Source organism: Janthinobacterium sp. CG_23.3, from assembly GCF_046115965.1.
Taxonomy (GTDB): domain Bacteria; phylum Pseudomonadota; class Gammaproteobacteria; order Burkholderiales; family Burkholderiaceae_D; genus Janthinobacterium.
The window spans coordinates 22,585-40,605 of record NZ_JBJXIB010000044.1 but is presented as its reverse complement, the minus strand read 5'-3'; the positions used below and the strand labels follow the sequence as shown (position 1 = coordinate 40,605).

Sequence of the window (18,021 nt, the reverse complement as noted above, 5' to 3'; positions counted from 1 at the left end):
AGTAGGGACAGGCGCACACGCGACTCTCTCCCTCCCCCCCCCCCCCCCCCCCCCCCCCCCCCCCCCCCCCCCCCCCCCCCCCCCCCCCCCCCCCCCGAACGGCGAAGTGGCCGCGGCGCTTAGCGGGCGCGGCTATGCCACTGTCAGCCCAGCGCGGCGATGCCGGCCTTGGCGATTTGCGCGTCTTCCGACGATTTGACGCCGGACACGCCAACCGCGCCGACGTAGTAGCCGTCGACGACGATGGGTACGCCGCCTTCGAGCATGCCGGCGATTTCAGGCGCGCTCAGGAACGAGACGCGGCCGTTGTTGATCATCTCTTCGTAGACGCGCGATTCGCGCTGGCCCAGCGCCGCGGTCTTGGCCTTGGCCGGCGCGATATGCGAGGAAATCGGCGCGGCGCCGTCCATGCGCTGAAACCACAACATGTGACCGCCATCGTCGACGATGGAAATGGCGACCGCCCATTTGTTGGCGAGCGCTTCCGCTTCCGCCGCCGCGGCGATTTTTTTAACGTCGTCAAGTGTCAAGATTGGTTTCGATTGCATCATGCGTCCTTTTTTTAATGAGGACGAATTGTACGCCACTGCTCGCCGATGCGCACCTGCTTGCCGCTTGATTTTATGGTTCGCGCTTGGCCTTGAGTTTTTGCTTGAGCTGCGCCATCACCGCGAAAGCGGCTTGCTCGCCGGCCAGGATGGCCTGGTTGCGGCCGTTGAAGTCGTTGCCCTTCATCAGCCCCAGGCTGGGCTGGATCACCACGTCGGCGTCCTTCAGTTCGAACTGGTTGATGCGCTGGCCCATGATGCTGAAGGTTTGCAGGATCACTTCCATCGAGCTGATCGCCGCCTGCGCGTCGGTTTGCGTCGAGATATTGACGGCGATGATGAAGTCGGCGCCCATGTCGCGCGCGAAGCGCACCGGCACCGGCGCCACCAGGCCGCCGTCGACGTAGTGGCGGCCGTTGATGGCGACCGGCTGGAACACCCCCGGCACCGACGACGAGGCCCGCACCGCCATGCCGGTGTTGCCGCGCTGGAAGAGGATCGGCTGGCCGTTCTTCAGGTCGGTGGCGACGACGCCGAACGGGATCTTCAGCTTTTCCATCGGCAGGTTGCCGACGGACTTGTTGACGTAGCTTTGCAAGGCTTCGCCTTTGAGCACGCCGGAAGACTTGCCGAACAGCGGCATGGCCCAGTCGGAGATGGCGGCCTCGTCCATGTCGAAGGCGAGCTTTTGCAGCGCGAAGCCGGAGTTGCCGGCCGCGTACAGGGCGCCGACCACGGCGCCGGCGCTGGTGCCGACCACGACGTCGGCCACGATACCCTGCGATTCGAGCGCCTTGATGACGCCGATGTGGGCGAAGCCGCGCGCGGCGCCGCCGCCCAGCGCCAGGCCGATCTTGATCTTGCGCGGCGGTTGCGGCGCGGCGGCCGGCGCCGGCGCCTCGGGAGCGGTGGTGGTGCAGCCGGCCAGCAGCAGGGCCGCGATGGCGATCAGGGAGTAACGACGTGGGGACATATATATAGGCGAGGTCTGCGACATAGCCGGCAGATTGTAGCGCACTTGCCGGGCGGGCACGCCGAGGACGGACTGAAGGGGCGCGCAGGGTAAACCAAGGGCGCGAGTCCGGGGTCAGACCCCGAGGGTCTGCCCCCCCTCCGGCGCCGGGGCCCGGTGTCGGAGGTCGGATTGGCGGGACGCGTAACCCGACCGGCGCTCAGTGCGGCAGCAATTCGGCGGCGGCCGGGGTGGTCACCGACTTCGGCAGGCTGACGATGAAGCTGCTGCCCTGCCCCGCCTCGGATTTGATCGATAGCGTGCCGCCGTGGCGCAGCAGCACGTGCTTGACGATGGCCAGCCCCAGGCCGGTGCCCTGGGTTTCCCGCGAGCGGCTCTTGTCGACCCGGTAGAAGCGCTCGGTCAGGCGCGAAATGTGCTCCGGGCTGATGCCGATGCCGGTGTCGCGCACGATGAACTGCGGGCCGCCCGGGCTGTCCTGCCACAGCAGGTGGATGGCGCCGCCGGCCGGGGTGTAGCGCACCGCGTTCGAGGCCAGGTTGCCAAAAGCGCTGTGCAGTTCCTCGAAGTTGCCCAGCACGTCGGCGCCGCTGGCCTCCAGCGTCAATTGGTGCTTGCCGGCCGACAGCGCGCGGGCGTCGCGCAGCACCTGCTCCATCAGCTTGCCGGCGTCGACCCGCTCCGGGCGCAGCGGGTAGTCGACCGACTCCAGCCGCGACAAGGTCAGCATGTCCTCGATCAGGTTCTGCATCCGGTGCGCCTGCTCGGTCATCAGCTTGATGTGGGCGGCGCGGGTCGGGGCGTCGAGGTCGAGCTCGGTGCCGGCGATTTCCAGGAAGCCGACGATCACCGTCAGCGGCGTGCGCAGCTCGTGCGAGGCGTTGGCGATGAAGTCGCGCCGCATCATCTCGATGCGCTCGGTTTCGGTGACGTCGTGGGTGACCAGGATTTGCCGGCGGTTTTCAAACGGGATGATCTGGACGATCAGCTTGCGGTTGCGGAACGTCAACGTCAGCGGCTGCTCGTAGCGCCCCAGGATGATGTAGTCCATGAATTCCGGGCTGCGGATCAGGTTGGTCACGCGCATGCCCTTGTCGCGCTCCTGGGTCAGGCCCAGGTGCTGCTCGGCGGCCGGGTTGCACCATTCGAGGAACAGGACGTCGTCCATGATGACGACGCCGTCCGGCAGCAAGTGCATGGCCTGGCGGAAGCGCGCCAGCCATTCGCTCAGCTCGGCCTGGCTTTTTTCGTCGTCGCGGCGCAGCCGGTACAGGCGCGAAAAGATGTTGGTCCACGAACCCCAACCGTCGGGGAGTTTGGCGCTGTGCGGATTGTCGAGCCAGTTGCTGAGCTGGTACAGATACGACAGCTGGACGAACACCATCACCACCATCAGCGCGAACGCCACCACCAGCGCGACGACCACGCCGAACAGGAACCACAGCACGCCGACGCCGGCCAGCACCAGGGCCATGCGCAGCGCGGCGGGGACCCAGAACAACAATTTCGGATTCATAAGAGTCTATTTTTCGGACAACATGTAGCCGACGCTGCGCACGGTCTTGATCAAGCTTTCGGCCTCCTTCAGGGCCTTGCGCAGGCGCAGCACGTGGACGTCGACGGTGCGTTCCTCGATGACGGCGTGGTCGCCCCAGACCTTGTCGAGCAACTGGCTGCGCGAGAACACCCGTTCCGGATGCGCCAGCAGGAACTTCAGCAACTTGTATTCGGCGTGGCCGATGTCGATTTTCTGCGCGTCCATCATGACGGTGCAACTCACCGGGTCAAGCGCCACGTTGCCGGCGCGCATGGTTTCCTGCGCGTGCTCGGGACTCTTGCGGCGCAACAGCGCCTTGGCGCGCGCCAGCAACTCGCGCGGCGAGAACGGCTTGGTGACGTAATCGTCGGCGCCGCTGTTGAGGCCGGCCAATTTGTCCTCTTCCATGCTCTTGGCGGTCAGCATGATGACCGGGATGGCGCTGAACTGGCGGTCGGCGCGGATGCGCGAGAGCAGGCGCAGGCCGGTCTGGTCCGGCAACATCCAGTCGAGCAGGATCAGGTGCGGCGTGCGGTGCTGGATAAAGTCCCAGGCGTCGGCGACGTTTTGCACCGAACAGCAATTCCAGCCGGCTTCGCGCAGCGAATAGGTCACCAGTTCAACGATGGCCGGCTCGTCTTCTACAATCAATACCGTGGTTTTATCAGATGCCATGAATCACTCGGGAAGGTCGACGGGCGCCGTTGCGCTACGGGTGTGGCGGATGTCCCTGCCCTCGACCACGTAGATCACGTATTCGGCGATGTTCTTGGCGTGGTCGCCGATGCGTTCGATCGCCTTGGCCACCCACAAGGTGTCGAGCGCGGCCGAAATGGTGCGCGGGTCTTCCATCATGAAGGTGATCAGGTTGCGCATGATCGAACGGAACTCGTGGTCGATGATGGCGTCCTGGGCGATCAGTTGCAGCGCCTGCTTGCCGTCGTTGCGGGCGAACGCGTCTAGGGCGTCGTGCAACATGTCGCTGGCGGTGTTGGCGATGCCGCGCACCATTTCATAGTGGTTGACGACGACGTTGCCGCGCGCGTGCAGGCCCTTGGCGACGCGGGCGATCTTGGTGGCCTCGTCGCCGATGCGTTCGAGGTCGGTGATGACCTTGATCGTCGCCATGATGGTGCGCAAGTCGTTGGCGGCCGGCTGGCGCCGCACGATCAGATGGCTGCAGGCGTCGTCGAGCGAGACTTCGAGCTGGTTGACGGTGTCGTCTTCCCGCATGACGCGGTCGGCGCGCTCCGGGTTGCCGATGCGAAAACAAGTCATGGCGTCGAGGAACTGGGTCTCGACGATGCCGCCCATTAACAGCACTTTCGAGCGGATGCCTTCGAGTTCGTTATCGTATTGCTTGGATGAATGCTCACCTGTCATGCTGTCTCTCCGTGTTCAATTAGTCGATGCCGGCGCCGGCATATCAGCCGAAGCGGCCGGTGATGTAATCCTGCGTCTCTTTGCGCGCCGGATTCATGAAAATCTGGTCGGTGTCACCGAACTCGACCAGCTCACCGAGGTACATATACGCAGTGTAATCGGAACAACGCGCGGCCTGCTGCATATTGTGCGTGACGATGGCGATGGTGTAGTCCTGTTTGAGTTCGCTGATCAGCTCCTCGACCTTCGCCGTCGAGATCGGATCGAGCGCCGACGTCGGCTCGTCGAGCAGCAGCACGTCCGGCTTGACGGCGACGCCGCGGGCGATGCACAGGCGCTGCTGCTGCCCGCCCGACAGCGACAGGCCGCTCTTGCCCAGCTTGTCCTTGACCTCGCCCCACAGCGCCGCCTTCTTCAGCGCCCACTCGACGCGCTCGTCCATTTCGCCCTTCGACATGTCCTCGTACAGGCGCACGCCGAAGGCGATATTGTCGTACACCGACATCGGAAACGGCGTCGGCTTCTGGAACACCATGCCGACCTTGGCGCGCAGCATGTTGACGTCCTGGTCGGCGTCGAGCACGTTGCGGCCGCGGTACATGATCCGCCCCTCGGCGCGCTGGCCCGGGTACAGGTCGTACATGCGGTTGAGGGTGCGCAGCAGCGTCGACTTGCCGCAGCCGGACGGGCCGATGAAGGCCGTGACCTTTTTCTCGTGGATGTCGAGGTTGACGTTGTGCAGGCTTTGGGTCTTGCCGTAGTAAAAATTCAGTCCCGAAATCTCGATGGTTTTTTTCTTCGGCGCCAGCTCGATGGCGCCGTCGTTGCTCATATGCGTGTTCATGGTATCGATCGCTTCATAGATAACTGGATAAACAAATTAATTCGGGATTTTCTGGCTGAACAAGGTGCGCGACAGGATGTTCAAGGCCAGCACGCTGAAGGTGACCAGCAGCGCGCCGCCCCAGGCCAGCGCGCGCCAGTTGTCGTACGGGCTCATGGCGAACTGGTAGATCACCACCGGCAGGTTGGCCATCGGCGCGTTCATGTCGGCGCTGAAGAACTGGTTGTTGAGCGCGGTAAACAGCAGCGGCGCGGTTTCGCCGGAGATGCGCGCCAGCGCCAGCAGCACGCCGGTGATGACGCCGGCCTTGACGGCGCGCAGGCGCACCAGCGTGGCCACCTTCCAGCGCGGCGCGCCCAGGGCGAAGGCGGCCTCGAGCAGGCTGTTGGGCACCAGGCGCAGCATGTTGTCGGTGGTGCGCACGACCACCGGCACGGCGATCAGCGACAGCGCGATCGAGCCGGCCCAGCCGGAGAAATGCTGGACGTTGGCGACGTAGAGCGCGTAGACGAACAGGCCGATGACGATCGACGGCGCCGACAGCATGATGTCGGTGACGAAGCGGGTGGTCTGGGCGAACCAGTTTTCCTCGCCGTACTCGGCCAGGTAGATGCCGGCCAGGATGCCGATCGGGGTGCTGATGACGGTGGCCAGGCTGACCAGCATCAGGCTGCCGACGATGGCGTTCATCAGCCCGCCGCCTTCGCTGCCGGGGGCCGGCGTGGTCTGCGTCAGCAGGTTCAGCGTCAAGCCGTCGAAGCCCTTGACGAGCAAGGTAGCCAGGATCCACACCAGGAAGATCAGACCGACCGACATGGCCAGCACCGACAGGGCGATGCCGACCCGGTGCACAAACAGGCGGCGGCGGTAGACCGGGTTGATTGCGGTGGCTTGCTTCATTTCACGCCTTCCTTGCGGGACATTCCGGCCAACATGATTTTGGCGGCCGACAAAACGATAAAGGTGATGGCGAACAGGATCAGCGCCAACGCGTACAGCGAGGACACGTGCAGCCTGGACTCGGCCTCGGCGAATTCGTTGGCCAAGGTCGAGGCGATGCTGTTACCGGCCGCGAACATCGACCAGGACAGCTTGTTGGCGTTGCCGATGACGAAGGTGATGGCCATGGTTTCGCCGAGCGCGCGGCCGAGGCCCAGCATGACGCCGCCGACGACGCCGGTCTTGGTGTACGGCAGCACGACCTTGCGCACCACTTCCCAGCGCGTGCAACCGAGGCCGTAGGCCGATTCCTTCAGCACCGCCGGCACGATCTCGAAGACGTCGCGCATCACCGAGGCGATGAAGGGGATGATCATGACGGCCAGAATCAGCCCGGCGGTGAGGATGCCGATGCCCATCATCGGACCGCTGAACAGCTGGCCGACGACGGGTAGTTGGCCCAGCGTCGCCTTCAACAGCGGCTGGACGTGGTCGGCAAACAGCGGGGCGAACACGAACAGGCCCCACATGCCGTAAATGATGCTGGGCACGCCGGCCAGCAGTTCGACGGCGGTGCCGAGCGGGCGGCGCAGCCACGGCGGGCAGATTTCGGTGAGGAACAGGGCGATGCCGAAGCTGACCGGAAAGGCGATCAACAGCGCGATGAGCGAGGTCGACAGCGTACCGACGATGGCGATCAGCGCGCCGTAGCGGTCGTTGACCGGGTCCCATTCGACGGTGGTGAGGAAGGCCGGGCCGAATTCATGCAACGCCGGCCAGGCGCCGATCATCAACGAGATGATGATGCCGACGAGCACGAGCAACACCGACAAGGCGAACAGCATCGTCACCTTGTGGAAGAAGAAATCCTGCAGGCGCTGCTTGCGCATCGCCGAGTGCATCGCCGCGGTACTGTGGTCGGGCATGGTGATCTCGGTCATCGGACCGAGTGAGGAGGATAGGTTTGCGCTCATAGTATGCCATTTATGCCGTTTATGCCGTTAATGTGGGCTAGCCGGGACCGCCTGATCTTGCCCAGGCGGCCCTGGCTAACTCCCTCCCGGGGATAATGCCGCTCGGTTCGGCTTGCGTAGCTCGGATTAGCGACGCGTAATCCGACGCCGAGCCGCCGCCGACGCCGGTCGGCTTACCGCGGGAGGGATGCGCGCGATTAGTAGACCGACTTGCCCGACGCGTCTTTCAGGTTGGCTTTCCAGGAATCCTGCACCAGCTTGACGACCGACGCCGGCAGCGGCACGTAGTCCAGCTCGACGGCCGAGGCGGCGCCGTTCTTGAAGGCCCAGTCGAAGAACTTCAGCACTTCCTTGCCCTTTGCCGCGTCGGCCTGGGTCTTGTGCATCAGGATGAAGGAGACGCCGGTGACGGGCCAGCTGGTCTTGCCGGCCTGGTCGGTCAGCACCACGCCGAAGCCCGGCGTCTTGGTCCACTCGGCGTTGGCGGCGGCGGCCTTGAAGTTGTCGTCGTCGGGTTGCAGGAACTGGCCGTCCTTGTTCTTCAACTGGGTGTGCGACATCTTGTTTTTCTTGGCGTAGGCCCATTCGACGTAACCGATCGAGCCCTTGATGCGCTGCACGTTCGCGGCGACGCCCTCGTTGCCCTTGCCGCCGACGCCGACGGCCCACTTGACGGCGGTGCCGGCGCCGATCTTGGCCTTGAACTCGGGGTGCACCTTCGACAGCCAGTCGGTGAACAGGAAGGAGGTGCCGGAGCCGTCGGCGCGGTGCACCACGGTGATGTCGGCGTCGGGCAGCTTGACGCCGCTGTTGAGGGCGCTGATTTCAGGCGCGTTCCACTTGGTGATCTTGCCCAGGTAGATGTCGGCGACGACCTGGCCGGTCATCTTCAGCTGGCCCGGGGCGACGCCGTCCAGGTTGACCACGGTGACCACGCCACCCATGATGGCCGGGAACTGCATCAAGCCCTCGGCGTCCAAATCTTCCGCCTTCAGCGGCATGTCGGAGGCGCCGAAGTCGACGGTCTTGGCCTTGATCTGCTTGATACCCGCGCCGGAGCCGACCGACTGGTAGTTCAGGCCGTTGCCGGTGGCGGCCTTGTACGACTCCGCCCATTTGGCGTAGATCGGGTAGGGAAACGTTGCGCCAGCACCTGTCATATCCGCCGCCATGGCGTTGAACGTCATCGCGACCGAGCCGGCAACTACGAAAGAATTCACCATTTGCTTCATTTGCATATCAAGTCCTCTGGGTTGTAACGGTGCTACGCGCCGCCGTCAATGTTGCGCAGTCTACCGGCCAATTATGACAGCTTTATGACATGAAACAATCCGCTCATCGACCGGCCCGCCCCGGCCCACGCCCGGGCGGCTACCATCGCCTTGTCACAATACGACGCCGCGGCGCCGGTCGATGTCACAAAGTTGTCATATTTCACAATTACACTCGCGGCAGGCCAAAAAGAACTAGAATTAACTATCTGCAAAGACAAGAGAACATGAAACCTGATCTGCACGCACATATGAACCTGGAACAGCACGCGGACATCAACAAGTCGGGCACCCTGCTCGACCGCGAATTGTCGCAACTGGCGTTTAACCGGCGCGTCATGGCGCAGGCCGAGGACCGCGGCATTCCGCTGCTGGAGCGGCTGCGCTACCTGTGCATCATGAGCAGCAACATGGACGAGTTCTTCGAAGTGCGCGTGGCCAGCCTGCTGGCGGCCGGGCACGCCGGCGGCGAACTGTCGGGCCACCCGGCGCTGCTGGCAACGCTGGCGCGCATCTGCAACGAATGCCACCTGCTGGTGCAGCACCAGTACGAGATCCTCAACACCGAGGTGTTGCCGCAGTTGCGCGCCAAGGGCGTGCACCTGCTGCGCCACCACGACCGCAACGAGGCCCAGCGGGCCTGGGTCAAGGATTATTTCGACCGCGAGGTGCGCCCGCTGCTGACGCCGATCGGCCTGGACCCGGCCCACCCGTTCCCGCAGGTGGTCAACAAGAGTCTGAACTTCATCGTCTCGCTGAGCGGCAAGGACGCCTTCGGCCGCGGCACCGCGATCGCCATCGTCAAGGCGCCGCGGGTGCTGCCGCGGGTGATCCGCCTGCCCGACGAACTGTCGAGCGGCGGCGTGTCGTTCTGCCTGCTCTCGTCGATCATCCACGCCCACATCTCCGACCTGTTCGCCGGGCGCGAGGTCATCGCCTATTCGCAGTTCCGGGTCACCCGCGACAGCGACCTGTGGGTCGACGAGGACGAGGTCAAGAACCTGCGCCAGGCCCTCAAGGGCGAGCTGGTCGGGCGCCAGTTCGGCACCTCGGTGCGCCTCGAGGTGGCCAAGAACTGCCCGCCCGAACTGTCGCAATTCCTGCTCGACCAGTTCAGCCTGGACCAGAGCCGCCTGTACCGCGTCAACGGCCCGGTCAACCTGGTGCGCCTGGCCGAGCTGATCGACCACGTGCAGCAGCCGGCGCTGCGCTTCGCGCCGTTCTTCCCGGGCGTGCCGCAAAAAGGCGCGCTGACCGATATCTTCGCCACGCTGAAAAAGCACGACATCCTGTTGCACCACCCGTTCCAGTCGTTCCAGACCGTCATCGACTTCGTGCGCAGCGCCGCCCACGACCCGGCCGTCGTCGCCATCAAGCAAACCATCTACCGCACCGGCATGAACTCGGACCTGATGGAGTCGCTGATCGCGGCCGCGCGCATGGGCAAGGAAGTGACCGTGATCGTCGAGCTGATGGCGCGCTTCGACGAGGAAGCCAACATCAACTGGGCCGACAAGCTCGAACAGGCCGGCGCCCAGGTCGTCTACGGCGTGGTCGGCCTGAAGACCCACGCCAAGGTGGCGCTGGTGATACGCCGCGAGGAAGGCGCGCTGCGCTTTTATGCCCACCTCGGCACCGGCAACTACCATCCGACCACCACCAAGCTGTACACCGACTTCGGCCTGCTGACCTCGCGCCAGGAACTGGCGGTCGAAGTCAACGAGGTCTTCATCCACCTGACCAGCCTGACCAAGCCGCACAACCTGAGCCATCTGTGGCTGGCGCCGTTCGGCCTGCAAAGCGAAATCATCAAGGCGATCCGCAACGAGGCGAAGATCGCCCGCGCCGGCCGGCCCGGGCGCATCATCGTCAAGATAAACGCGCTGGTCGACGAGTCGGTGATCCGCGCGCTGTACGCGGCCTCGAACGACGGCGTCAAGATCGACCTGATTGTGCGCGGCGCCTGCACCCTCAAGCCGGGCGTGCCGGGGCTGTCGGAAAACATCCGGGTGCGCTCGATCATCGGCCGCTTCCTCGAACACAGCCGGATCTATTACTTCCGCAACGACCTCGAGCACGACGTCTACCTGTCCAGCGCCGACTGGATGAGCCGCAACCTGTTCCGCCGCGTCGAGGTGGCGTTCCCGGTACTGGACCGGGCGCTGAAGCGGCGCGTCATCGCCGAGGGCTTGAACCCTTACTTGAAGGACAACAGCAACGCCTGGGAACTCGATTCCAGCGGCCAGTACACGCGCCGCAAACCGCGCGCGCGCCAGGCCGAGTTCAGCGCGCAGCAGCACCTGATGCACACGCTGGGCACGCCCGACACCGTGGCCGGGGCAGAATGAATTGACAAGGAGGACAGCATGGATTTGATCTTATGGCGCCACGCCGAAGCCGAAGACGGCGTGCCGGACCTGGAGCGGGCGCTGACCGTGAAGGGCCAGAAGCAGGCGCGGCGCATGGCCGACTGGCTGTCCTCGCAACTGCCCGACAGCTGCCGCATCCTGGTCAGCCCGGCGCTGCGCACGCTGCAGACGGCCGAGGCGCTGGGCCGCAAGTTCAAGCTGCACCCGGAGTTGGCGCCCGGCGCCGAGGCCGAAGACGTGCTGAAGGCGGCCAACTGGCCGGCGTCGAAGGAGGCGGTGCTGATCGTCGGCCACCAGCCGACGCTGGGCCAGGTGGCGGCCCTGCTGCTGACCGGCGAGGAGCAAGACTGGGAAATGCGCAAGGCGGCGGCGTGGTGGTTTTCGCAGCGCGAACCGGGCGATCCGGCCAGCGTCTACCTGAAGGCGGTGATGGCGCACGACCTGGTCGTCAAGTAAGGCGCCGTGAACGCGAATCCCTGCGCCGCGCGCTTGTAAAGCGGGGCGCTTCTGCTACAGTTTAAAGGTATCAACCACACGGAGGCGCCGCCCGACAGCGGTCGAGATCACCATGTTCAGCGTGTTTATCATGGGTATATTTGGAGCAATGATCTGCCTCATTGTCGTCGAAATGGTCGGCGAGATGAGCAACAGCCGGCGTAAGCTGATGGACCGCTACCACGAATAGCGCCCCGCCAACGAAGCCCCCCCGGCGCCGGCGACGAGCCACCCCTTTCGTCGCGAGCGCCTGTCCCGCCGCCCCGCCCGCGGCGACACCCTTGCCACCCTCCCCGCCTTACCTGCCGGACTTGAACTTGGTGTAAATCCGCGTCACCGAGCGCCGCACCTCGGCCGTGGTCGCCTCCGGCGCGGCCATGCGCTGCTTGTCCTGCTCCGACAGGAAGATCGCCTTGTTCTCGGCGATGTCCTTGCGCACGAACTTGACGCTGGCCGTGTTCGGATTGGCGTAAAACACCTTGTTGCTCAGGCTGGCGTGCACTTCCGGGCGCAGGATGTAGTTAATGAACAGGTGCGCGTTGTTCGGGTGCGGCGCGTCGATCGGAATCGCCATCGTATCGAACATCAGCGCGGCCGCCTTCGGCACCAGCACCTGGATCACGTTGCCGTTCTTGGCGTCGAGCGCGCGCTGGCGGGCGATGTTGATGTCGCCCGACCAGCCCAGGGCCACGCAGACGGCGCCGTTGGCCATGTCGTTGATGTAGCCCGACGAGCTGAACAAGGTGACGTAGGGGCGGATCGCCTGCAACACCTTGGCGGCCTCCTGGTAATCGGCGGCGACCTTCGAATAGGCCGGCTTGCCCCTATACTGCAGCGCCGCCGGCAACACCTCGGACGGCGAATCGAGGATAGACACGCCGCAGGACTTCAGCTTGGACGCGTACTTCGGATCGAAGATCAAGTCCCAGGCGTTGTCCGGCAACGCCATGCCGCCCAGCGCGGCCTTGACCTTGTTGACGTTGATGCCAACCGTGGTGTAACCCCACAACCAGTCGACCAGGTGTTCGTTGTTCGGGTCGAGCCTGGCCAGCTTGGCTTGGATGGCGGGGTCGAGGTTGGCCAGGTTGCTCAGTTTGCTCTTGTCCAGCTTGCGCAGCAAACCGCCGTCGATCTGCAGGCGCGCCCACTGCGCGGTCGGCACCACGATGTCGTAGCCCGACTTGCCGGCCACCAGCTTGGCGTTGAGGATCTCGTTATTATCGAAAACGTCGTACCGGACCTTGATACCGGTTTCCTTTTCAAAATTCTTGACCGTGTCGTCGCCGATGTAATCGGACCAGTTATAGATATTGAGGACTTTTTCCTCCTGCGCCTGCGCCGGCAGCGCCAGCGTCACCGCGGCGGCCAGGGCGAGCGCGCCGCGTCCGATGCGCGCGCCAACGCGCGCCTGAAAATTCACTGCCGCCATACTCGTCTCCGTCCAAACAATTCACGATGCCCAAACTTGCAGGCCAACATGATAGCGCCCCGCGCGCGAAAAAAAAGGGACCGGTCTCGATTTCCGAGAAATATTTCCCGAAAATCGAGGCCGGTCCCTGCTATCCCAACATGCCGCCGGCGCGCGCTACGCCATGAAATCGAACAGCGAACGGGACGGCCCGGCGCCATAGCCGCCGCCGGACTGCGCCTGCTGCGAATACAGTTGCACCAGCGCGTTCGCCTGCGCCGTCAGCGCCTTGGTCATCACGGCCTTCTTGCCGGTCAGCGTGGTGATCTCCCTGCCGACCGAGGCCACCTCTTTTTTCAGCATGCCGCTGTCGCCGGTCAGCGCGCCGATCTTCGCTGCGAACTGGTCGGCGACGCCCCGGCCGTTGTCGGTGAACAACTTGCTGACCGCGTCCGGGTCGGCGGCGATGGCGCTGTTGAGTTTTTTCTCGTCGAGTACCAGCTCGCCGTTCTTGCCGATCGACACGCCGATCTTCGCCAGCACCGAGGTCGGCACGCCATTGCCGCCGGACGTCAGCACCTGTCCCATCTGGCTGCTGGCCTGCGACAGCGCCAAGTCCGACTTCAACTCGCCGCCCTTGAGCGACTGCAATTTGGCGTTCATGCTGTTGTACGCGCTGACCAGGCCAGCGACGTTGCCGGCGATCTGGCCCGGGTCCTTCGCCACCACCACGCTGGTGGCGCCCATGCCGGTCAGCTCCAGCCTGACGCCGGCGATGGCCGCGCCCAGGGTGTTGACGGCGCTCTTGATCTCTGTGCCGTTGACGCTCAGCAGCGCGTCCTGCGCGGCCACGCTCTGGCTCATCCCCTTGGCCGCGCCGGGGCTGTGCGACAGCAAGTCCTTCACCGCCGCGTCGCCGCTGACACTGATGCGCATGCTGCCGGCGGCGCCGCTCTGGCCGTTCAGCGTCAAGGCGAAGCCGTCGCCGCTCTTCACGACTTTGGCGTCGATGCCGGCCTCCTTGAACGCCGCCGCGATGCCTTGCAGCGTGTTGTTGCCGTTTTTGATCGTGATGGTCTTGCCGGTCTTGTCGTCGCCGGGCGCGAAGCTGGCGCCGTCGGTTCTGCCGAACTCCACCGTGATGACGGCCGGCGCGCCGCTGCCGATGGCGGCGTCGGCGCTCTTCTGCTCGGCGCTGGCCAGCACCTGCGCCTGCGCCAATTGCTTGACGTCGACGGCGTAACTGCCGCTGGCGGCCTGGCCGGTGGTGCGCGCGCCCAGCACGCCCTTGGCCGACGAGGTGGCCGAGGTCGCCAGTCCGCCGCCCGCCATGCCCTGGGCGATCGACTGGAACTTGGCCAAGGCCGTGTGCAACTGGCCCAGCGCCGACAACTTGGTCTGGTCGCGCGTCAGCGCGCTGTTCAGCTTGGCCACGCCCTTGCCCTGCGAGGCCATGACTTTTTCCACGCGCGCGTAGACGTCGGCCGACACGCCGCCCTGGGTGGCGCCGGCATTGGCGTTATATGGATTGGTATTGTTGATTGCAGAGCTAAACATGATGGCGTCCCGTCCGGTTAGACAATGGCGCGGCGGATCTGCCGCCGGCCTCGCAAGAGACGGGGCGTCGACGCTGTTGGCGTGTTGGCCTGCATTCCCTTCAATTGCACATTATGTACTTTTAACGGAAAAACAAAGCCCCGAGCTGAGGCTATATTCTCGCTCTGACCGGCCCTTGCGCCTTGCGCCGGGTCAGCGCAGGTACTTGTTGATCGCGTTCGCCACGGCGATGTCGAGGTTGGCGAACTGGAAGCCGACCTTGAAACCCTCGTGGCTGAGGATGCAGTGCGTAACCGAAACCTGGCTGTCGACCAGGTGCAATTTACCCTCGATCAGCATCTCGAACATGATGCGTCCCTTGTGCCCGAGCGCCAACTTGCCGTCGACCACGGCGGCGACGCCGCCGCTGCCGATGTCCATCGTGTGCGCCGCCACGGCGGCGGCGCCGTCCATCACCAGCATGGCCCTGGTACGTAATATCTTACGCGGCGTTTGCCGTTGCTCTACTGACAATTTATATCCGATGCTCAATACGCGTTAGTCGGGTGGCGCCGGCCGGGCGACGACACCGCCATAGCGCGGCTGCCGGACCGTGGTTATTATATGTGCAAACGGCAGCGGCGTCCGGTCGCGCTCGCGGTTGCGCGCCGACGGCGGCCAGTCGCGCCGCAGGTAGTTGGCGATGGCGGCGGCGGCCCGCTCGTCGAGCCGGCCGAACTGCAGGCCGGCCTTGAAACCGTCGCTGCCGCAAACGCAGTGCATGACCTCGACCCGGGTCGTCACAATGTCGAGCTTGCCGCCAGAGAAAATTTGAAACGACACCAAGCCGCATTGCCCCACCTGCACCGAATCGACCAGCCCCAGTGAAACACCGCCCAGGCCGACGTCCTGGGCGCGCGCGTGCACCGGGCCGGCGCCGTCGAGCATCAGCATGGCCCTGCCGCGCATCACCTTGCGCAGCCCCTTTCTTTGATCAACTAGCAATTGTCCGTCCGATGCGTCAAATGTATCCGGCGAAGCCCGCGCACGCGGGTCCGGCCGCCGGAGATGCACCGGCCAGCGGACGCTATTATAATGCCATACGGCAATATTAGTTACGTCAAAGAATTATTGGTGTCGTCGGCACCACACCGTCACTCGTGCTCGCGCAGCTTGTTGAAGGCCTCGTCGATGCGCTCGACGGCGATGATGGTCATGCCCTCGATGGCTTGCTTGGGCAGGTTGGCCTTGGGGATCATGGCGATCGAAAAACCCAGCTTGGCGGCTTCGCGCAGGCGCTCCTGGCCGCGCGGCGCCGGGCGGATTTCACCGGCCAGTCCGACCTCGCCGAACACCACCAGGCCGCGCGGCAAGGGCTTGTTGCGCATCGACGAGTTAATCGCCAGCAGCACCGCCAGGTCGGCCGCCGGCTCGGTGATCTTGACGCCGCCGACGGCGTTGATGAAGACGTCCTGGTCGAAGGCGGCGATGCCGGCGTGGCGGTGCAACACCGCCAGCAGCATCGCCAGCCGGTTTTGCTCCAGCCCGACCGAGAGCCGGCGCGCGTTCGGCAGGTGGCTGGTGTCGACCAGCGCCTGGATCTCGACGAGCAAGGGGCGGGTACCCTCCTGCGTCACCATCACGCAGGAGCCGGGCACCTGGTTGTCGTGCTGCGACAGGAACAGCGCCGACGGGTTCGAAACGCCCTTCAAGCCCTTTTCCGTCATGGCGAACACGCCCAGCTCGTTGACGGCGCCGAAGCGGTTCTTGATCGCCCGCACCAGCCGGAAGCTGGAGTGGGCGTCGCCCTCGAAGTACAGCACGGTGTCGACGATGTGCTCGAGCACGCGCGGCCCCGCCAGCGCGCCCTCCTTGGTCACGTGGCCGACCAGGATGATGGTCACGCCGGTCTGCTTGGCCATGCGGGTCAGCTGGGCGGCGCACTCGCGCACCTGGGCCACCGAGCCGGGCGCCGAACTGAGCGCGTCCGAATACACGGTCTGGATCGAGTCGATCACGGCCACGTCGGGCTTCAGGTCGGCCAGCGTGCCGAGGATTTTCTCCAGCTGGATCTCGGCCTGCAGTTTCAAGTCCTTGGCGTCGATGACCAGGCGCTTGGCGCGCAGCGCGATCTGGGCGCCGGACTCCTCGCCGCTGACGTACAGCACGCGCTTGCTGTGCGACATGTTCGCCAGCGCCTGCAACAGCAGCGTCGACTTGCCGATGCCCGGGTCGCCGCCGATCAGCACGACGCCGCCGGCCACCATGCCGCCGCCGAGCACGCGGTCGAACTCCTCGATGCCGGTGCCGAAGCGCGGCACGTCGATCGCGTCGATATCCGACAGCGACAGCACCGGCGCCGTCTGCGCCAGCGCCATGTGCTGCGGATTGGAATAGCGGTTGTTGCCGCCGGCGCTTTCGGGAACCGTTTCGACCATCGTGTTCCACTGCTGGCAGGCGCCGCACTGGCCGGTCCATTTGTTGCTGACGCCGCCGCATTCGCTGCAGGTGTAGTTGGTTTTTGCTTTTGCCATGGGGAGTATCGCTACTATATAGGGTGATTGGAAATGCCGGCGGCGGCGCCAGCCGGGTTACGCCCCGGCTGGCTAAGCCGACCCTCGAATATCGTTAACTTAGCTGCATCTCTACCACCGGCACGCGCGGCGCCAGCGCACACATCAGCTCGTAGCCGATGGTGCCGGCGGCCTGCGCCACCTCGTCGATCGGCAAGCCCTGGCCCCACAGCGTGACGGCGCTGCCCACCCCGGCGCCCGGCACGTGGCTCAGGTCGACCGTCATCATGTCCATCGAGACGCGCCCGATCAGGCCGGTGCGCACGCCGTCGACCAGCACCGGCGTGCCGTGCGGCGCGTGGCGCGGGTAGCCGTCGGCGTAGCCACAGGCGACGACGCCGACGCGGGTCGGGCCGGCGGCCTGGTAATGGCTGCCGTAGCCAACCACGTCGCCGGCGCCGATGTCCTGCACGCCGATGACGGCGCTGCGCAGCGTCATCGTCGGGCGCAAGTCGAAGGCGGCCGCCGGCCGGCCGCCGGGCGTGCCGCCGTACAGCATGATGCCGGGCCGGACCCAGTCGCTGGCGACGTCGGCGTCGAGTTCGGCCTGGCGCAGCACGCCGGCCGAGTTGGCCAGGCTGCGCTGGCCTTCCAGGCCGTCCGCGCCGAGGCGGAAGCGGCGGATCTGCTCGCCGATCGGCAAGGCCGGGTGGGCCGCCTCGTCGGCGTTGGCGAAATGCGTCATCAGCGTGATGTCGCCGACGCCGGCAATCGCGCGCAAGCGCGCATACGCCTGCGCGAAGGCGGCCGGCGTGAAGCCGAGCCGGTTCATGCCGGTGTTCATCTTCAGGTGCAGGTCGACGCGCCGCGGCAGCGTGGCCGCCTCCAGCAGGGCGATCTGCTCGACGCAGTGGACCGTGCCGCTGATGCCGTGCGCGGCCATCGCGTCGAGGTCGGCCGCATCGAAGAAGCCTTCGAGCAGCAGGATCGGCCCGCCCCAGCCCAGCTGGCGCAGGCGCAGCGCGTAGTCCGGCTCGACCAGCGCCAGGCCGTCGGCGCCGGCGAAGCCGCGCAGCGCCCGCTCCAGGCCGTGGCCGTAGGCATTCGCCTTGACCACCGCCCAGACCTTGGCCCGCGGCGCGCAGGCGCGCACCCGCGCCAAATTATGTTGCATGGCATCGAGATGGATCGTTGCGACTATCGGCCTTGGCATAACGTTCTACTGGGTAAT

At 65.3% G+C, this 18,021-nt stretch carries 17 protein-coding genes; 2 read left to right on the top strand and 15 right to left on the bottom strand.

Going from position 1 to position 18,021, the window contains the following annotated elements; all coding sequences use genetic code 11:
* Positions 1-143: 143 nt before the first annotated feature.
* The 9 genes from ACFDR9_RS12550 to pstS form a co-directional block, all read right to left on the bottom strand.
* Positions 144-548 carry a heme-binding protein gene (locus ACFDR9_RS12550; RefSeq protein WP_026132781.1) on the bottom strand — a complete coding sequence of 135 codons (405 nt, stop codon included), beginning with the start codon at positions 546-548 and terminating at the stop codon, positions 144-146.
* A gap of 73 nt (positions 549-621) precedes the next feature.
* Positions 622-1,521: a patatin-like phospholipase family protein gene (locus ACFDR9_RS12545; RefSeq protein ID WP_409031201.1), complete on the bottom strand. Its 900-nt coding sequence runs from the start codon at positions 1,519-1,521 to the stop codon at positions 622-624.
* A gap of 199 nt (positions 1,522-1,720) precedes the next feature.
* Complete coding sequence (phoR, locus tag ACFDR9_RS12540) at positions 1,721-3,037, bottom strand: phosphate regulon sensor histidine kinase PhoR (protein WP_409031200.1); 1,317 nt, start codon at positions 3,035-3,037, stop codon at positions 1,721-1,723.
* Between the two features lie 6 nt (positions 3,038-3,043).
* On the bottom strand, positions 3,044-3,733 hold the full coding sequence (locus ACFDR9_RS12535) for a response regulator (RefSeq protein WP_026132782.1): 690 nt from the start codon (positions 3,731-3,733) through the stop codon (positions 3,044-3,046).
* A 3-nt stretch (positions 3,734-3,736) separates the two neighbouring features.
* Complete coding sequence (phoU, locus tag ACFDR9_RS12530) at positions 3,737-4,441, bottom strand: phosphate signaling complex protein PhoU (protein ID WP_017876272.1); 705 nt, start codon at positions 4,439-4,441, stop codon at positions 3,737-3,739.
* Positions 4,442-4,484: 43 nt separating this feature from the next.
* Positions 4,485-5,285, bottom strand: coding sequence for a phosphate ABC transporter ATP-binding protein PstB (gene pstB, locus ACFDR9_RS12525; RefSeq protein WP_017876273.1), 801 nt, complete (start codon positions 5,283-5,285; stop codon positions 4,485-4,487).
* Positions 5,286-5,321: 36 nt separating this feature from the next.
* The gene (gene pstA, locus ACFDR9_RS12520; protein WP_409031199.1) at positions 5,322-6,185 is read right to left on the bottom strand and encodes a phosphate ABC transporter permease PstA; all 864 of its coding nucleotides are present in this window, start codon (positions 6,183-6,185) and stop codon (positions 5,322-5,324) included.
* Positions 6,182-7,165, bottom strand: a complete 984-nt coding sequence (gene pstC / locus ACFDR9_RS12515; RefSeq protein WP_017876275.1) for a phosphate ABC transporter permease subunit PstC — start codon at positions 7,163-7,165, stop codon at positions 6,182-6,184. Before pstC ends, pstA begins: the two co-directional genes overlap by 4 nt.
* A gap of 230 nt (positions 7,166-7,395) precedes the next feature.
* Entirely contained in the window at positions 7,396-8,430 is a 1,035-nt protein-coding gene (gene pstS / locus ACFDR9_RS12510) for a phosphate ABC transporter substrate-binding protein PstS (RefSeq protein WP_409031202.1), read from the bottom strand.
* Between the two features lie 290 nt (positions 8,431-8,720).
* On the opposite strand from pstS, the gene ppk1 reads away from it, so the two are divergent.
* On the top strand, positions 8,721-10,817 hold the full coding sequence (gene ppk1 / locus ACFDR9_RS12505; RefSeq protein ID WP_017876277.1) for a polyphosphate kinase 1: 2,097 nt from the start codon (positions 8,721-8,723) through the stop codon (positions 10,815-10,817).
* Between the two features lie 18 nt (positions 10,818-10,835).
* On the top strand, positions 10,836-11,294 hold the full coding sequence (gene sixA / locus ACFDR9_RS12500) for a phosphohistidine phosphatase SixA (RefSeq protein WP_017876278.1): 459 nt from the start codon (positions 10,836-10,838) through the stop codon (positions 11,292-11,294).
* 337 nt (positions 11,295-11,631) lie between these two features.
* On the opposite strand, the gene ACFDR9_RS12495 is transcribed toward sixA, so the two are convergent.
* The 6 genes from ACFDR9_RS12495 to alr form a co-directional block, all read right to left on the bottom strand.
* Entirely contained in the window at positions 11,632-12,762 is a 1,131-nt protein-coding gene (locus ACFDR9_RS12495; protein ID WP_409031198.1) for a polyamine ABC transporter substrate-binding protein, read from the bottom strand.
* A gap of 156 nt (positions 12,763-12,918) precedes the next feature.
* On the bottom strand, positions 12,919-14,298 hold the full coding sequence (gene fliD / locus ACFDR9_RS12490; RefSeq protein ID WP_409031197.1) for a flagellar filament capping protein FliD: 1,380 nt from the start codon (positions 14,296-14,298) through the stop codon (positions 12,919-12,921).
* A 192-nt stretch (positions 14,299-14,490) separates the two neighbouring features.
* The gene (locus ACFDR9_RS12485) at positions 14,491-14,811 is read right to left on the bottom strand and encodes a PilZ domain-containing protein (RefSeq protein ID WP_157406550.1); all 321 of its coding nucleotides are present in this window, start codon (positions 14,809-14,811) and stop codon (positions 14,491-14,493) included.
* Between the two features lie 24 nt (positions 14,812-14,835).
* Positions 14,836-15,282: a PilZ domain-containing protein gene (locus ACFDR9_RS12480; protein WP_157406551.1), complete on the bottom strand. Its 447-nt coding sequence runs from the start codon at positions 15,280-15,282 to the stop codon at positions 14,836-14,838.
* 149 nt (positions 15,283-15,431) lie between these two features.
* The gene (gene radA / locus ACFDR9_RS12475; protein WP_017876283.1) at positions 15,432-16,811 is read right to left on the bottom strand and encodes a DNA repair protein RadA; all 1,380 of its coding nucleotides are present in this window, start codon (positions 16,809-16,811) and stop codon (positions 15,432-15,434) included.
* 94 nt (positions 16,812-16,905) lie between these two features.
* Positions 16,906-18,003, bottom strand: a complete 1,098-nt coding sequence (alr, locus tag ACFDR9_RS12470) for an alanine racemase (RefSeq protein WP_409031196.1) — start codon at positions 18,001-18,003, stop codon at positions 16,906-16,908.
* Positions 18,004-18,021: the final 18 nt, after the last annotated feature.

Excerpts from the sequence above, each read along its gene's own strand:
- ACFDR9_RS12550 (WP_026132781.1), bottom strand. The coding sequence starts at position 548 with ATGCAATCGAAACCAATCTTGACACTTGACGACGTTAAAAAAATCGCC.
- ACFDR9_RS12545 (WP_409031201.1), bottom strand. The coding sequence starts at position 1,521 with ATGTCCCCACGTCGTTACTCCCTGATCGCCATCGCGGCCCTGCTGCTG.
- phoR (WP_409031200.1), bottom strand. The coding sequence starts at position 3,037 with ATGAATCCGAAATTGTTGTTCTGGGTCCCCGCCGCGCTGCGCATGGCC.
- ACFDR9_RS12535 (WP_026132782.1), bottom strand. The coding sequence starts at position 3,733 with ATGGCATCTGATAAAACCACGGTATTGATTGTAGAAGACGAGCCGGCC.
- phoU (WP_017876272.1), bottom strand. The coding sequence starts at position 4,441 with ATGACAGGTGAGCATTCATCCAAGCAATACGATAACGAACTCGAAGGC.
- pstB (WP_017876273.1), bottom strand. The coding sequence starts at position 5,285 with ATGAACACGCATATGAGCAACGACGGCGCCATCGAGCTGGCGCCGAAG.
- pstA (WP_409031199.1), bottom strand. The coding sequence starts at position 6,185 with ATGAAGCAAGCCACCGCAATCAACCCGGTCTACCGCCGCCGCCTGTTT.
- pstC (WP_017876275.1), bottom strand. The coding sequence starts at position 7,165 with ATGACCGAGATCACCATGCCCGACCACAGTACCGCGGCGATGCACTCG.
- pstS (WP_409031202.1), bottom strand. The coding sequence starts at position 8,430 with ATGAAGCAAATGGTGAATTCTTTCGTAGTTGCCGGCTCGGTCGCGATG.
- ppk1 (WP_017876277.1), top strand. The coding sequence starts at position 8,721 with ATGAACCTGGAACAGCACGCGGACATCAACAAGTCGGGCACCCTGCTC.
- sixA (WP_017876278.1), top strand. The coding sequence starts at position 10,836 with ATGGATTTGATCTTATGGCGCCACGCCGAAGCCGAAGACGGCGTGCCG.
- ACFDR9_RS12495 (WP_409031198.1), bottom strand. The coding sequence starts at position 12,762 with ATGGCGGCAGTGAATTTTCAGGCGCGCGTTGGCGCGCGCATCGGACGC.
- fliD (WP_409031197.1), bottom strand. The coding sequence starts at position 14,298 with ATGTTTAGCTCTGCAATCAACAATACCAATCCATATAACGCCAATGCC.
- radA (WP_017876283.1), bottom strand. The coding sequence starts at position 16,811 with ATGGCAAAAGCAAAAACCAACTACACCTGCAGCGAATGCGGCGGCGTC.
- alr (WP_409031196.1), bottom strand. The coding sequence starts at position 18,003 with ATGCCAAGGCCGATAGTCGCAACGATCCATCTCGATGCCATGCAACAT.